The sequence below is a fragment of the Algoriphagus aquatilis genome (assembly GCF_042657405.1).
Classification (GTDB): Bacteria; Bacteroidota; Bacteroidia; order Cytophagales; family Cyclobacteriaceae; genus Algoriphagus; species Algoriphagus aquatilis.
In genome coordinates, this window is the sequence record NZ_JBHSKS010000003.1 from 331,357 (window position 1) to 345,813 (window position 14,457).

At 44.2% G+C, this 14,457-nt stretch carries 14 protein-coding genes; 3 read left to right on the top strand and 11 right to left on the bottom strand.

The features are described from left to right. Nucleotides 1-21: 21 nt before the first annotated feature. The 3 genes from ACFPIK_RS05820 to ACFPIK_RS05830 all read left to right on the top strand — a co-directional run bounded on the left by ACFPIK_RS05820 (nt 22) and on the right by ACFPIK_RS05830 (nt 3,344). Nucleotides 22-564 (top strand): NUDIX domain-containing protein, encoded by a 543-nt coding sequence (locus ACFPIK_RS05820; RefSeq protein WP_377913165.1) that lies wholly within the window; start codon nt 22-24, stop codon nt 562-564. Between the two features lie 3 nt (nt 565-567). Next, nucleotides 568-1,926, top strand: coding sequence for an MATE family efflux transporter (locus ACFPIK_RS05825; protein WP_377913167.1), 1,359 nt, complete (start codon nt 568-570; stop codon nt 1,924-1,926). Between the two features lie 68 nt (nt 1,927-1,994). Continuing rightward, nucleotides 1,995-3,344: a M24 family metallopeptidase gene (locus tag ACFPIK_RS05830; protein WP_377913169.1), complete on the top strand. Its 1,350-nt coding sequence runs from the start codon at nt 1,995-1,997 to the stop codon at nt 3,342-3,344. Here the strand turns inward: ACFPIK_RS05830 and ACFPIK_RS05835 are convergent. From ACFPIK_RS05835 to ACFPIK_RS05885, 11 genes are all read right to left on the bottom strand, one after another. After that, nucleotides 3,338-4,474 (bottom strand): MFS transporter, encoded by a 1,137-nt coding sequence (locus ACFPIK_RS05835; protein ID WP_377913171.1) that lies wholly within the window; start codon nt 4,472-4,474, stop codon nt 3,338-3,340. The genes ACFPIK_RS05830 and ACFPIK_RS05835 overlap by 7 nt on opposite strands. Before the next feature lie 107 nt (nt 4,475-4,581). Continuing rightward, a protein-coding gene (gene prfB, locus ACFPIK_RS05840; RefSeq protein ID WP_377913173.1) for a peptide chain release factor 2 occupies nt 4,582-5,686 on the bottom strand; the annotation gives its coding sequence in 2 pieces (ribosomal slippage) (nt 4,582-5,625 and nt 5,627-5,686; 1,104 coding nt in all). A 66-nt stretch (nt 5,687-5,752) separates the two neighbouring features. Continuing rightward, entirely contained in the window at nt 5,753-6,265 is a 513-nt protein-coding gene (locus tag ACFPIK_RS05845; protein ID WP_377913175.1) for a hypothetical protein, read from the bottom strand. 44 nt (nt 6,266-6,309) lie between these two features. After that, nucleotides 6,310-7,377 (bottom strand): branched-chain amino acid aminotransferase, encoded by a 1,068-nt coding sequence (locus tag ACFPIK_RS05850; protein WP_377913176.1) that lies wholly within the window; start codon nt 7,375-7,377, stop codon nt 6,310-6,312. A gap of 73 nt (nt 7,378-7,450) precedes the next feature. Beyond that, nucleotides 7,451-7,999, bottom strand: coding sequence for a cob(I)yrinic acid a,c-diamide adenosyltransferase (locus ACFPIK_RS05855; protein ID WP_377913178.1), 549 nt, complete (start codon nt 7,997-7,999; stop codon nt 7,451-7,453). 60 nt (nt 8,000-8,059) lie between these two features. Further along, nucleotides 8,060-8,776 carry an ABC transporter ATP-binding protein gene (locus ACFPIK_RS05860; protein ID WP_377913180.1) on the bottom strand — a complete coding sequence of 239 codons (717 nt, stop codon included), beginning with the start codon at nt 8,774-8,776 and terminating at the stop codon, nt 8,060-8,062. Between the two features lie 77 nt (nt 8,777-8,853). Then, nucleotides 8,854-11,619: a tetratricopeptide repeat protein gene (locus tag ACFPIK_RS05865; RefSeq protein WP_377913182.1), complete on the bottom strand. Its 2,766-nt coding sequence runs from the start codon at nt 11,617-11,619 to the stop codon at nt 8,854-8,856. Nucleotide 11,620: 1 nt separating this feature from the next. After that, on the bottom strand, nt 11,621-11,908 hold the full coding sequence (gene gatC / locus ACFPIK_RS05870) for an Asp-tRNA(Asn)/Glu-tRNA(Gln) amidotransferase subunit GatC (protein ID WP_377913184.1): 288 nt from the start codon (nt 11,906-11,908) through the stop codon (nt 11,621-11,623). A gap of 36 nt (nt 11,909-11,944) precedes the next feature. Continuing rightward, nucleotides 11,945-12,703, bottom strand: coding sequence for a lysophospholipid acyltransferase family protein (locus tag ACFPIK_RS05875; protein WP_377913186.1), 759 nt, complete (start codon nt 12,701-12,703; stop codon nt 11,945-11,947). After that, nucleotides 12,696-13,070 carry a globin domain-containing protein gene (locus tag ACFPIK_RS05880; RefSeq protein ID WP_377913188.1) on the bottom strand — a complete coding sequence of 125 codons (375 nt, stop codon included), beginning with the start codon at nt 13,068-13,070 and terminating at the stop codon, nt 12,696-12,698. Before ACFPIK_RS05880 ends, ACFPIK_RS05875 begins: the two co-directional genes overlap by 8 nt. A gap of 26 nt (nt 13,071-13,096) precedes the next feature. After that, nucleotides 13,097-14,443, bottom strand: a complete 1,347-nt coding sequence (locus ACFPIK_RS05885; RefSeq protein WP_377913190.1) for an NfeD family protein — start codon at nt 14,441-14,443, stop codon at nt 13,097-13,099. Nucleotides 14,444-14,457: the final 14 nt, after the last annotated feature.

The following is a 14,457-nucleotide window of genomic DNA, read 5'->3' on the forward strand; positions in this document are numbered from 1 at the left end:
CCCTTTTTTTTTTGAATTACCATGACTGAAAATCCTTGGAAAACTAAAAGTATTCAAACGATCTATGAAAATCCATGGATCCGGGTAGAACACCATGAAGTAATCAATCCTGCCGGAAAAGATGGAATTTACGGAAAGGCTCATTTTAAAAACCGGGCTATGGCGGTAATTCCAATTGATGAGGAAGGTAATACCTGGCTTGTGGGTCAATACAGGTATACCTTGGAAGAATACTCCTGGGAGATTCCAATGGGAGGAGGACCTATTGAATTGGACAGATTGGAAGCAGTCAAAAGAGAATTGAAAGAAGAAACTGGTTTGACTGCTGAAAAGTGGACTGAGATTATGAGAATTCATACCTCAAACTCAGTGACGGACGAAGTGGGTTACATTTACTTGGCTGAAAATCTCACCCAAGGCGAGACGGAGTTCGAAGAAACCGAAGTACTTCAGATTAGAAAACTTCCTTTTTCCGAAGTCCTTCAATGGGTGATGGATGGAAGAATTACAGATTCCATCAGTGTGGCCGGAATCCTTAAAGCAGCACGGATACTAGGTTATTAACTCATGACACTACGCGAACATTTTAAAACTACTTTTCATTTAGCTTATCCGGTGATGCTCAGTCAGCTCGGGCAGGTGTCTGTGGGGGTAGCGGATAGTATGATGGTAGGCAGGCTCGGTGCATTGCCTCTCGCTGCTGCTTCTTTGGGAAACAGTATTTTTTTCGTCATCATGATGTTTGGAATAGGGGTTTCCATGGGTATCACTCCCTTAGTTTCTGCTGCGGATGGCAAAGGCAAACCCAAAAGAATCTCAAGATTATTCAGCCACGGACTATGGATCAATTTGGCTACAGGTTTGGTTTTGACTTTGATTGTGTTGGGCCTATCGCAAGGCTTACATTTTTTGAATCAGCCGGAAGAAGTCGTAGTGCTTGCTGTGCCTTATTTACTAATCATTACAGCCTCTTTGATTCCTCTGATGATCTTTCAGACGTTCAAGCAGTTGGCAGAGGGTCTTTCACAGACGAGGCAGGCAATGTATATCACCATTTTTGCCAACCTAGTCAATGTCTTTTTGAACTGGGTTTTGATCTGGGGAGTTTGGGGATTTCCAGAATTAGGTTTGAATGGGGCGGGTTGGGCAACGCTGATTTCCAGAATATTGATGATGGTCATGATGGGCGGGTACATCTTGTATTCTCAGCGATATAAGGTCTTTCATCTCCGTTTGGCCATTGTAAAGGCCAGCTTTCCCATGGTCAGCCGAATTTTGAAAATTGGGATACCGACCGGTTTCCAGTTCATTTTTGAAGTGTCTGCATTCAGCACTGCAGCGATCATGATGGGGTGGATTGGCGTCAATGCTTTGGCCGGGCATCAAATAGCCTTGAATCTGGCTTCGATCAGCTATATGATGGCTACAGGATTGTCTACAGCAGGTATGATCCGGGTAAGTAATCAAATAGGAAAAGGTAATCTCAAAGGCATGCGTGAAGCAGGAATGGTGGTCTTTGGGATGGTCATTGCCTTTATGTTTGTCTGTGCGTTGTTGTTCTTTGTGTTTCGATTTTTCTTACCTACTCTCTACATCGATGATCCTGAAGTGATTGCTCTTTCTGCTTCCTTGTTGATTATTGCCGGATTTTTCCAATTGTCTGATGGGGTTCAAGTAGTAGGATTGGGAGTTTTGCGGGGATTGGAAGATGTCAAGGTACCTACACTAGTGACTCTAATGGCTTATTGGGTGTTGGGATTACCCTTAGGTTATGTGATGGCTTTTGAGTTTGGATGGGGAGAAAAGGGCGTTTGGATAGGTCTGTTGACCGGATTGACGATTACGGCGGTGATGCTCTTTTACCGATTCCATCAATTGAGTAAAAAGAAAATCAAACAGCAGTCCATTCAGATCACTCACGATTAATTTCCAACGAAAGATCATCCGGAATTCGGAGTGAAGGAGTATCTTGGTTTCAAATCAATCAGAAACCCATGAAACGACTTTTACTCGCTTTCTCTCTTGCCTTCCTTATTTCCACCTCTTTTGCTCAAGAACCTGCCGTCCTTTCGGTGAGGAAACAAGCCGAGGTGATTGACTCATGGTTGGAGGATCGGATGCAGAATCTCCTTCCCGGCTTGATGACAGAGGCAGGGATTGACATGTGGATCGTGATGTCGAGAGAATACAATGAAGATCCAGTCATCCGCACACTACTGCCGGCCACTTGGCATGCGGCCCGTCGCCGAACCATTCTGGTAATGTATCAGCCCAGTCCGAATGCAAAGGTGGAATCATTTGCGGTGGCTCGGTATGATGTAGGAAAATCATTCAAAAAAGCCTGGAACCCAGAAGCTCAGCCTGATCAATGGAAAGCACTCATGGAAATCATCCAGGCTAAAAATCCCAAGAAAATCGGACTTAACTATGCCAAAGATTATGGCCATGCTGATGGTTTGACACATTTTGACTATGAGGAGTTTATGAAAAATCTGCCTCAAGCGCATCAATCCAAAGTAATTTCTGCTCAGACTTTGGCTGTTCGCTGGCTGGAGACTCGAACTGCCTCTGAAATGGCCGCTTACAAGCACATTCAAGAATTGGCGCATTACATCATTTCCGAAGGACTTTCAGATCGTGTCATTACCCCCGGAGTGACGACTACGGAGGATGTGGTGTGGTTTTACAGAGAGAAAATTAAGGAAATGAAGCTGGATACTTGGTTTCATCCTACCGTCGATATTCAAAGACCTGACCCTAATTCTCAGGAAGCTTCCCGTTCTTTTGCCGTGAGGCCAAGTGAAGAAGTGATCATGCCTGGCGACTTACTGCATATTGATTTTGGAATCACTTACCTCAGACTAAATACAGATACCCAGGAATTGGCTTATGTTCTGAAAGCAGGGGAAACTGAAGTGCCTAAGTATCTTCAGGATGCCTTGGCAGTGGGCAACCGCCTTCAGGATATTTTGACTTCTAACTATGTCGCAGGACGAACCGGAAATGAAATTTTGAGAGCCTCTCGTCAGCAGATGGAAAAAGAAGGGATCCGTGGAAGCATTTACACCCACCCGCTTGGTTTTTATGGTCACTCCGCAGGACCGACCATCGGCATGTGGGACAATCAGGGTGACACGCCCGGAGCAGGTGATTTTCCACTTCATGCCAATACCGGCTATGCGATCGAACTCAATGCAGTAGTATTTGTCAAAGAGTGGAACAAGGATGTGAGAGTCATGCTGGAGGAAGGAGCCTTCTTTGACGGTAAAAAAGTGACTTATTACAACGGTCGTCAAAAGTCCATCTTAGCGATCCCCCGAATAAGCAATTACTTGGGCTATTGATGATGCGAATGGTAGCTCTTTCGGTCTCGCTTAATGAAAATCAGGATTAAAAAGCCCAAAAAGGCAATTGAACCTGAGGAAAGAAATACCAATCGGAAGTTTTCAGGATTATTTGCATAAAGCCATCCTGAAACCACCGCGCCTACACCGATCCCGCTTTCCAAGAAAATATACATGGTAGCCAAGGCCCTCCCTCGAAATCGGTCGAGGGAGCGGTCCACTACCCATGCCGTGGTAGTCGGACTATACATCCCTACCGCTGCTCCAAAAAGCACACCTGAGCCTAGCAAAACGGCCTTACTTTCTGCAAATGCTACGGAACACATCGCCAATACCATCACGGCACTGGCTACACGCATCACAGCAACACGCCCATGACGGTCAGAAGTGCGTCCGGCGAGCAGTCTGATTCCCAAAGAAGAAAGGGTAAAGACTGCGAAAAATAATCCTTTGTTTTTGATTCCAAGGTGTGCAGAAAGGTCAGGAACTATGGTCAGCACCACTCCAAAGGAGAACACCGAAAGAAAAAGGATGATAGAAGGAAGGAGAACTCGCTTTTCGATGATTTCTGTTCGATCGAGTTTGAAAAGACTCAGTCTGAGCGATTCTTTTTCTTCCAAAGTTTCTTTCAACCTAGTCAAAATCAAAATGGAGAAAATCGCAGTAAATGCGGCGCAGTAAAACAAAATCTCGATTGGCCAAATGCTGGCAATCCAGCCTCCAATAGCGGGTCCTGCGGCCATTCCCAAGGAACCAAAAAGGGACTGAATGCCCATAGCTTCGCCTCTTTTCTGAAAAGGAACAATGTCTGCCACGTAGGCTGAAGCTCCTGTAGGAGTAAACCCGGCCGAAAATCCATGGGCAAACCGGAGAAACAAAAAACCTCCCACAAAGCTCAGCAGGGGATACAACAAGCCCACTACAAAGCAAACACTTGCCCCAAACATCATCACAGGAATCCTACCTACTTTATCAGCAAGCTTTCCGCTGAAAGGTCTGGAAAGTCCAGCCGAAAGCGTAAAAAGGGCAATAATCAATCCTTTGTAATCTTCTCCGCCCAATGAGGTCAAGTAAGCGGGAAGCTCAGGAATGATCATGTTGAAGCTGGAGAAAAACAAAAAGCTGCTCATGCAGAGCAAGAAGAAATTCAGTGTAAAAAAAGACGGCAACAGTCGCATTCTCCGGGTCAAGTCTTTAAAGTAAAAGGCCGGAAAAATATCCGGCCTTAATTTTTTTTTCAGTTGTCTTTATTGGCTTCCTCTTCGCTTTGCGCAAGCAGGAAGGCCTTCATGAATTCATTCAAGCCTCCATCCAATACGCCTTGAGCATCCGAAGTTTCATGACCGGTTCGGTTGTCTTTTACCAGTTTGTAGGGGTGTAGGACGTAGTTTCGAATTTGAGAACCAAAGTCCACACGCAGTTTGGAAGATTCGATTTTGGCGATCTCTGCATTTCGCTTTTCCAACTCCATTTGATAGAGTCTTGATTTTAGCATCTGCATCGCCTTTTCCCGGTTTGCAAGCTGGGAGCGTTCTACTTGGCAGACTACCACTATGCCCGTTGGCTTATGGGTCAACTGCACTTTGGTTTCGACCTTGTTTACGTTCTGTCCACCTGCACCACCCGAACGGGAAGTATGAAGTTCCACATCAGCTGGGTTGATTTCGATTTCGATCGAATCGTCCACTTCCGGATAGGCATAAACGGAGGCAAATGAGGTATGTCTTCTTCCCCCTGAGTCAAAGGGTGAGATTCTGACCAAGCGGTGTACGCCTGTTTCGGATTTCAAGAATCCATAGGCCAAAGGACCTTCAAATTCCAGCGTAGCTGATTTGATCCCTGCTACTTCACCGGGCTGTACGTCTACCTCTTTTACTTTGTAGCCGTTTTTTTCTCCCCACATGATATACATACGCATCAGGATGGAAGCCCAGTCGTTACTTTCTGTTCCTCCTGCACCCGGATTGATTTCCAGAACGGCATTGAGTTGATCCTCTTCAGCAGAAAGCATTTTTTTCAGCTCTAGTTCTTCTACAGCTTCTTTTGCTTTAAGGTAATCTGCCTTGAGTTCATCTTCTGATACTTCTCCTGCGGAGAAAAATTCATACAATACCTCCAAATCCTGGATTTTTTGATCCAGATTTTCATAGGCGGTAGTCCAGCCTTTTCTGGCCTGGATTTGTTTCATTGTTTTTTCTGCCTCTTCCGGATTGTTCCAGAAGTCGGGCTGGGCCGAGACGGCCTCAAAGTCTTGGATTTCTACTTTCTTACGATCGTAGTCAAAGATACCTCCTCAAAGCCGAAGTGCGGGCTTTCAAGTCTTTCAGTTGTTCTGAAGTCATCTGTCTAAGTGAAAATTTAAGGTGCAAAAGTCTGAAAAAAATCCCGCTTTTACCAGTGGTGATTTACTAATCGATCCGCATGATAATAATCTGAATACGGTTGGATCCTTTTTGTCTGAAAGTTTTATACCTGATTGGAAGTAACGCCAGGCCCGTACCCACCAATATTCCTGATGTTGTGGCTACACCGGAGGAAATAGAAAGTTCTCCTGTCTGATATAGACTGTTTACAGCATCTACGGCAAACAATAAAGAGCCTGCTCCTAAAAAAAGCCCGGTGAGATTGGTCAATGTTCGGTTTCGGGGATCTTTATGGCGTACATCCAATTCTAAGATATCCGAAGGACTCAAAATGTTTTCTGTCAAGTAGATGTAATCTGTATCCAGCTTGACTATTTGGTCTGTGATGAAATAGCCTAGTTTTTTGCTTTTGTAGGTGATCATCTCACCAGGGTAAAATCTTATCTGAGATTTTTGATTTCCGCCTCTCTTGAGTAAAACAAAATCTTTTGGCTGGGTTTGAGCAAAGGAAGAGGTAATCCAAAACCCAAAGAGCAAAGAGAGAAAGAGTGTTTTCATCAGTTGAAAATAACAAAAACGGGAAGTTTCCTTCCCGCTAATGATCAGATTTTAATGATCCAGTGATGTGGATCGGCGATTTCACCGTATTTGATTCCGTCGAGTTCTTTGAGGATTCTCTTTGCAAAGCTATCCTCAGCGCTTTCCGGTAAGTGATAATCTTTTCCGTTGACCTGGATTTTATTTATAAATGCGATAGTAGCTGCCGTTCCAACGCCAAAGGCTTCTTGTAGGTTTCCACTTTCAAGTGCTTCTTGGAGTTCACCTACTGTCAGAAATCGCTCCTCAAGCGGTTCATTCCAGTCTTTAGCCAGTTGGATGACAGAATCTCTAGTGATTCCTTTCAAAATTGTACCTGTATTGACAGGAGCCGTGATGAGGGTTCCATTGACTTTGAACATCACGTTCATGGTGCCGCTTTCCTCGATTTTACTGTGAGACTTACCATCAGTCCAAAGCAATTGATCATAGCCGGCTTTTTGGGCTTGGAGGGCGGGGTAAAGAGAAGCAGCATAATTACCGGCTGTTTTTGCAGCTCCGGTACCGCCTTCGGTAGCTCGGGTAAAGTTTGTCTCTACCTTGACTGACACGGGTTTGTTGTAATAGGCGCCTACCGGACAGGTGAAAATCATAAAGCGATAGCTCTCAGAAGGCTTCACACCGATGTAGTTGTCCATCGCAAACATAAATGGACGGATGTAAAGACTAGAACCTTTTCCGGAAGGGACCCAATCCCTATCCAATTCGATCAATTGTGTGAGACCTTCCAGGAAGATTTCTTCCGGGATAGCCGGCATGCACATTCTTTCCGCAGATTCATTCATTCTACGGGCGTTGGCATCACCTCTGAAAATCAAAATTTCACCACTCTCGCTCTTGTAGGCTTTCATCCCTTCAAAAATGGACTGTCCATAGTGCAAAGCAGCATTGGCTGGGTGAATTTCCATCGGAGCATAAGGCTCAATTCGAAGGTCGGTCCATTCTCCATTTTTGTAGTCTGCCACAAACATGTGGTCAGAGATGACTTTGCCAAAGACTAAGTTTGAAAAATCGGTTTCAGCAAGTTTTGAATGAGTGGTTTTGGTAACCGGGATGGCAAGAGAGGTCTTCATACTCTTTTCTTTTTAGGCAATGCCTGTGTTCTTATCATTAGAAGGCAGGAAAATTTTCTTGCCATGTTTTCATTTAAAGTCGAGGTTTCCAAGTTACCTCTTCGACTTCGAGTTCTTGGGCCATTTTTCGCCCAAGGACAAAAAGGTAATCTGAGAGGCGATTGAGATATTGGATGACCAATTCTGAAACGGGTTCGAGAGAGGCCAACTCTACCACAATCCGTTCTGACCTGCGGCAAACTGTCCTGGCTAAATGGCAGAAGGATACCGATTGATGTCCTCCAGGAAGAATGAAAGCCGTCAGCAACGGAAGCTGGGCATCCATGATGTCCATTTCCTGTTCGAGTTGCTCGACGTCTTCAACATGGAGATCGGGTTTTTTGACCTTGTCTTTCCCCGGCACAGTAGCCAAATCTGCCCCAATGGTAAACAATCGGTCTTGAATTTCTTTAAGAAAATCAGCCCTGGATTTGTTGACCTCTTGATCTCTCAGTAAGCCCAAGTAGGAATTTAGTTCGTCGATAGTACCGTAAGCATCGATCCTCAAATCTGATTTTGGCACACGAACACCCCCCAAAAGTGAGGTAATTCCCTGGTCTCCTGTTTTGGTATAGATTTTCATCTCTGCCTCGTTTCTTTCAGGGGCAAAAATAAGAATCTATTTCGAAAAGATTGGGATAAATCAGACGAGCATTGCGGCACCTCGAGTCGGGTTTGGATTGATTTTATCTGTTTCTACCAATCCATCTCTCAATCGTACGATTCGATGCGCATAATGTGCGATGTCGTCCTCGTGTGTTACCATAATGATGGTGTTTCCCTTGGCATGCAACTCGTGAAAAAGCTCCATGATTCCATAGGAAGTTTTAGAGTCGAGGTTACCTGTAGGTTCATCAGCGAGGATGATACTTGGGTTGTTGACCAAGGCTCTGGCAATTGCCACTCGCTGACGCTGACCACCTGAAAGCTCGTTGGGCTTATGTTTGGTTCTTTCGCCAAGTCCCACGTTTTCCAAAGCTTTGAATGCCATTTCTTCGCGTTCTGCTTTGGAATAGCCTGCATAGACTAATGGAAGTGCCACATTATCCAAGCAGGTAGCTCTAGGAAGTAAGTTAAAAGTCTGGAAAACAAAGCCGATTTCTTTGTTTCTGATTTCGGCTAGCTCATTTTCACTCATGTCGCTGACATCTTTACCTGCTAAAATATAAGTGCCGGCAGTAGGAGAGTCGAGGCATCCGATGATGTTCATGAGGGTTGATTTACCCGAACCTGAAGGCCCCATAAAGGCGACGTATTCTCCACGATCTACCGTGATACTGACAGATTTGAGGGCCTGAATGATTTCAGATCCCATTTTATAGGTTTTGTTGATTTCGTGGGTTTCAATTACTCGGCTCATGGTAGAAAATTTTGATTAAGATAGTGGTTTAGCTTTTTTATTTGGATTACCAATGTGTCAAAATACGTGAAAAACTGTCAATAGTTAGTCATTTGTAATTTTTCAATTTCATCCCAAGTCAGCCAGGTGCTCATCTCTTGAATAGCCGCGGTGGCGTAGTTGTCCAGGCCAATTCTTTTGGCTGCTTGGACTTTTCGAATCCAAAGCAAAGGGTCCTGGTTAAAGTCACTGGCAGAATTAATGATCTCATAGGCCAATAAAGGATCTCCTGCCCGGTCTGCTGCACTCAACACTAAAGGAGTGAAGTAGGGATTGGCAGTCAATTCTTCCTTCAAACCCAAAAACCGTGTAAATGCACCAAGAGAATTAGCATCCGACCAATCCGGGTTTTTGAGGAAGGTTTGAAGATCATCTTCTGCAGGTACTTTTCCTGCAAGTGCATTACCCAGTTCTGCAAGTTGGCCTTTGGTCAATCCATGCGCCTTATGACTGAGAAGTTTGAGGGCAAAGACTGTTTTGTAATCTTGATTCGAAATGGTTTTCCAGGTTTCGAAAAGCTTCTCTGGAAGTTGTTGGTTGAATTTCCCAAAAAGGATTAGGTCCTCTGAGATTTTGAGATTGGCTTTCTCAGGGAATTTAAGGGTAAATTCAGCAGCTTTGTCTGCAAAACCACCCAATTCCAATATCGCCAAGTGCTGAGACTCTATGGCTTTGAATCCTTTTTCTTCTGCCAAAATGAAATCTTTTGAAGCCTTTTGGAAGTCAAGCTGTTGGGCTTGAATCAATCCGGTCAGATTCAGGTAATAGGCCGCATCTCCGGGATTTCTGAATGCCAATCCATTTAGGTTTTTCACAGCTTCATTGATTCTGCCTGCGCCAAGACTTCTCAATATGGCTGTTTCCTGGAGCTGCATGGTGTAGTCTAGAAAGGCCTCACTTTGGGCCAAAGAGTCTAACTGCTTAATTTCTTTGGTGGGATCTGAAGTGTTGATTTCGGTGACGAGATTACGGTATCCTGCGTGAATCAACATGGGAGAAGTTTCCTGTTGGAGTGAGTTTCGAAGGGATTCCAAATCGTTGGATTCTGGCTTTTCTCCTTTTTTCCTTATTGCTGCAATCTGATTGATTTGGCTGATCAAATCGGTTCCAATCTCCTGAGAAGTTGGTTCGAGACCAAGTTTGGTTTGAAGTGCCGTCCAGTTGGAAGAAGTGACATCTGAGGCTCCTGAATGCTCTTTCAATAGCAAGGCAGCTTCCTCATAACGCTGGGTCAATGTGTAAAATAGTGCCAGATTATTGACCAAATAAGGATTGCCGGAAAAGCGCTTGAGTCCATTTTCCAAGTAATAGATCGCTTCAAAAAGTTTGTTTTCCTGCTGTAGCCGCTCGCTGACCAACAGGATATTATCCACTTGAGGAGCTTCGGCAAAGCTTTGTTCCAAATGCTCTTTGGCCAAGGTGGGTTGATTGAGTTGGAAAAGGATATGCGCAGTCAGATTTTTTGCTTTTGGATTATACCTGTACCGATCCCAACTGTTTTCATAAAGGATACTTGCTTCCAGCTTTTGCTCCGTCTGGTAGTAATAATCACCAAGAATATTGTTGGTCAGGGAGTTAGCCTGAGCTGCTACGATTGCCTCCAAATAGATGGTAATTACCAAAATGGAAATCACTCCTCCTATCCTCAAATGATAATAGGGGAGAGAATGAGGCTTGTACATAATTCGATGCACGGCTTTTCCCGAATTCATCAATCCTAGGAAATTGCTCATCAGGTAAATGAAAAAGAACAGGGTAAAGCCTGTTTGTGAATAGACCAAGAGATGCTTGATCAGCTCCTCAGCAGGTTGATTTGCTGAAACCTCCAATTTCCAGATCAACCAAAGCATCATGGCAAAACCGATCAAATGGAGGGCCTTTATTGTGGATTTAGGCCCAGCTAATTCATCGATTTGATTGATTTTTTCTTGGATCGAGAACCAGCCTAAAATCCCAAGAGGGAAGATCAGGTAGATCGGAGAAAAGGTAGGAAAGGGTAGATTGACCTCGCCTCCTAAGTCCAAAATCAGAAACAAAAGCATCAAAAAATAAATCAGGGCTAATACAAATACCTGAATGGAGACTTTGGTCGCTAGGTTTTGATTTGCTTTAGACAATAGCACAAATACACCCGACAGCATGCCGTGACCTTGCCAGAAAAGCCATGAAATTCCCAAACCTAAGCCAATGATTAAACTTTGCTCAGCTAAATAAAGTGCGGGATTTGGGATGGGACTGAGCTGAAGTAGTATGAAAACTAAAGTGCCAAAGCCAAGGAAAATAACCACCCATCTGATCCAAAATCTGACTTGAGTACCCCAGATATGGAAAAAGACAAGGGGCAAAACGGTTCCTGCCAGAAGTATGATTAATGGAACATTCGCACTTTGTCCGCCGATATTCAGGCCATTGACATTGGACAGGGTAAGTAGAAAAATCCATCCTACCCCTGCACCAAGGAAGGGGAATTTTTTGAACTGGCTAAAGAGCGCCAAAGCGGAGGTAGCAATCAATAGCACTATTCCTCCAAAAAGGTAACTTTCCCAAAGGGTGTATTTGGCCGGAAGGGAGTGGAAATCTTGAAAAACCAAGTAGTTATCCAGTTTGATGGGGATGGTCAACTCGCCGATCTTTTCTGAAGAAAAAGGAATAGCCACGGTGTCCAAGAATGCTGCCGCCTGAATATTGGGAAAGGCTAAAGGTGAAAAAACCAAGGAATAGAGCGCAAAAAGCCCTCCAGTCACTAAGAGCAGGAGGGCAGAAAGTGGTGCAAATCCTGTTGATTTTGCTGTTTTTTGGATCATGTTATTCTAGGACTTTCGGTACTCTAAAGTAGTCTGAATCGCTTTTTGGGGCATTTTTTAAGGCAGATTCGTGGGGCATGTGTGTGCCCACTGTGTCTTCTCTCATCACATTGACTTCAGAGGACATGGTGGTCAGTGGCTCCACGCCTGTCGTGTCCACTTCGCCGAGCTGCTCCACCCAATCCAGGATTTGAGACATGTCTTTGGACATTTTTTCGGCGGAATTCTCATCGAATTCCAACCTGGCCAGATGTGCGATTTTTTTGATGGACTCTTTATCTATTTTCATTTTTTCTAAAATTTTGGACCACGTGTTCCAGAACAATTAAATCTCTGGTTGAAGTCTAATCTCACCGATCAATTGGTTATCTAGATCAAGTTGTTGTTGGATTACTTCGAAACATTTTTCTTTCATGGCCTCGTCTGAATCAAAGTCTTCGGGTTTTAAGGGCTCATGAAGAACCATTTTGGCCGCTTTGCGATGCAAAAGCAATTGACCGTCGTCCGGTAAAATTAGATGATTATAAGATAAGGTGACAGGGATGACTTGGATTTGTTTGTCCAATGCCAGTCTAAATGCCCCGTTCTTGAAGGGTACCATCTTAGGTGGATGTGGGGTGTAGATTCCTCCTTCCGGAAAAAGAACGATCCCACTTCCATTATCAATGGCTAAACCTGCTCTGCGCATGGTCTCGGCTCGACTTTTCACTCTGCTTCTATCCACAGCGATGTGGAGTTTTTTAAAATAGTATCCAAAAAGTGGTGCTTTCCGAATCGAAGCTTTTCCCACAAAAAGTACATCGCCGGGTACAAAACCCATCATAGCCACATCGATATAGCTGAAGTGATTTGCCAAGAAGATATAGGGTTTGCCTTTTTCCAACTGAGCTCTATTCTCAACTTCTACAGGCAAGAAAATCAATGTGAAATAAGTCTTCGCCCAATATTGGTTGATCTTTCTTCCAAATCTCTGCCATCCGGGTACCCAGATGCAGACTAGAAAAAAAGGGAATATTGCCAAGAAGGTAAAGACAAACATTACCCCGGAATAGTAGGTGTACAGTTGTCTGCCCAGTTTAGTCATGGTTAATCATGTGATTGGCTACTTTGATAAAATATCCCATCATAAGTTCTTTTACTTCTTGGTCGGGTTTGATTTGATCCAATGCAGTAAGCATGGCATTCAGCCAATGATCCCTCAATGAAGGGTCGATTTGCCACTCAAAGTGCCTCATCCTCAATCTCGGATGTCCTCTTTCCTCAGAATAGGTTTGAGGTCCGCCAAAAACCTGTAAAAGAAAAAGGAAAAGCCTTCGCTCTGCCGGTTCCAGATCTTCAGGATATAATTTTCTGAGCTCGGGTGTCTTTTCTACTTCTTGATAAAAATATTTCACCAGATGCCTAATTTTCTCCTCACCGATCAGTTCGTATATGGACTGAAATGGATTCATGCCGCAAAACTAGCCAAATCTTGGGATCAGGATTCTAATTTTTTGACACGGAGTGAAGTGCCTTCGGTGGAGATGACAGTTATTTTTTCATCTTTTTCCAAAAACTCTCCCCTGGTGTATGCATCGTAGATTTCACCCTCTATTTCTATTTTACCGCTTGGACGCAGTCTGGAATGGACCGTACCAATTTTTCCCTTCAACTCTTCGGAGTAAATGCTGGAAGTATAACCCTGAGCTCGATCTTGGGTAGTAGCAAGTGTGATATGTTTAAATGCTCCCCACTCATTCACTTTTGGCGTGAGCCAAAATACCAATCCTACTGATCCCAAAGCTGCTAAAATTACCGTGAGCAAGGCACCAAACAATTGAGAGGCAGGAACAAAGGCAAAATTAAAATCTTGGTTGGGAAGCATACCCAATACCAATCCCCCCAAGATCATCACGATTCCCACTACACCAAAAATCCCAAATCCCGGAATGACAAACAGCTCTACCGCCAATAAGATCACCCCGATAAAAAACACCAAGATTTCCCAATTGTCAGCCAAGCCATTTAGGTAATAGGGAATGAAATAGAGTAAGGTCGCCACGATGGCTGCCAGTAGCGGGAAACCTACACCTGGAGTCTGTAATTCAAAATAAATCCCACCTATGATGATCAAAATCAATACACCGCTGATCGCAGGACTAAGGAAAAATGCGATGATCTGATCGACGGAATCTTCCTCATAGTTGGTAATTTCTGCATTTGCAAAGCCTTTAGCAGCAAGAATTTCATCCACTGAATCAAACTCGCCTTCACAAAATCCATATTGAATTGCTTCGGAAACAGAAAAAGTAATTACCGATCCGGCCTCAGAGATGCCCTCGATTTCTATTTTCTCATCCACCATGGCTTCGGCAATTTTGGGGTCTCTACCTGTGGCCTCGGCTGTACTGCGCATCATGGATCGCATGTAAGATTGGTATTTGTCCGGTGCGGCGGCTCCATCTACGCCATTCACCACAGTGGCAGCGCCTATACTGGCACCCGGCGCCATATAGATGCTATCCGAAGCAATAGAAATCAAAGCTCCCGCGGAGGCAGCATCCTTATTGATAAATACATAGACTGGAATTTCTGATTCTAAAATCCGTGTTCGGATCTCATCCGCATCAGTTACGGCACCTCCATAGGTATCCATCTCGATCAGAATGAGATCCGCCTTTAGCTTTTCGGCTTCTTCCATGGCGATTTTTACCCTGCGATTCATCGCTGGATCAATGTCTTTGTCAATCTTGAAGACGTAGACCTTTTTATCAGCTTCCTGTCCAAGCAAGACCGAAGGAATCAAAAGGCTGATGGAGAAAAAGAGGATCAGAATGTTTTTCATGAATAGCAATTGTG

Bases quoted from the DNA above. Each gene is read 5' to 3' on its own strand.
- ACFPIK_RS05885 (WP_377913190.1), bottom strand. From the start codon at position 14,443: ATGAAAAACATTCTGATCCTCTTTTTCTCCATCAGCCTTTTGATTCCT.
- ACFPIK_RS05845 (WP_377913175.1), bottom strand. From the start codon at position 6,265: ATGAAAACACTCTTTCTCTCTTTGCTCTTTGGGTTTTGGATTACCTCT.
- ACFPIK_RS05825 (WP_377913167.1), top strand. From the start codon at position 568: ATGACACTACGCGAACATTTTAAAACTACTTTTCATTTAGCTTATCCG.
- ACFPIK_RS05880 (WP_377913188.1), bottom strand. From the start codon at position 13,070: ATGAATCCATTTCAGTCCATATACGAACTGATCGGTGAGGAGAAAATT.
- ACFPIK_RS05875 (WP_377913186.1), bottom strand. From the start codon at position 12,703: ATGACTAAACTGGGCAGACAACTGTACACCTACTATTCCGGGGTAATG.
- ACFPIK_RS05860 (WP_377913180.1), bottom strand. From the start codon at position 8,776: ATGAGCCGAGTAATTGAAACCCACGAAATCAACAAAACCTATAAAATG.
- ACFPIK_RS05855 (WP_377913178.1), bottom strand. From the start codon at position 7,999: ATGAAAATCTATACCAAAACAGGAGACCAGGGAATTACCTCACTTTTG.
- ACFPIK_RS05820 (WP_377913165.1), top strand. From the start codon at position 22: ATGACTGAAAATCCTTGGAAAACTAAAAGTATTCAAACGATCTATGAA.
- ACFPIK_RS05865 (WP_377913182.1), bottom strand. From the start codon at position 11,619: ATGATCCAAAAAACAGCAAAATCAACAGGATTTGCACCACTTTCTGCC.
- ACFPIK_RS05850 (WP_377913176.1), bottom strand. From the start codon at position 7,377: ATGAAGACCTCTCTTGCCATCCCGGTTACCAAAACCACTCATTCAAAA.
- ACFPIK_RS05830 (WP_377913169.1), top strand. From the start codon at position 1,995: ATGAAACGACTTTTACTCGCTTTCTCTCTTGCCTTCCTTATTTCCACC.
- ACFPIK_RS05835 (WP_377913171.1), bottom strand. From the start codon at position 4,474: ATGAGCAGCTTTTTGTTTTTCTCCAGCTTCAACATGATCATTCCTGAG.
- gatC (WP_377913184.1), bottom strand. From the start codon at position 11,908: ATGAAAATAGATAAAGAGTCCATCAAAAAAATCGCACATCTGGCCAGG.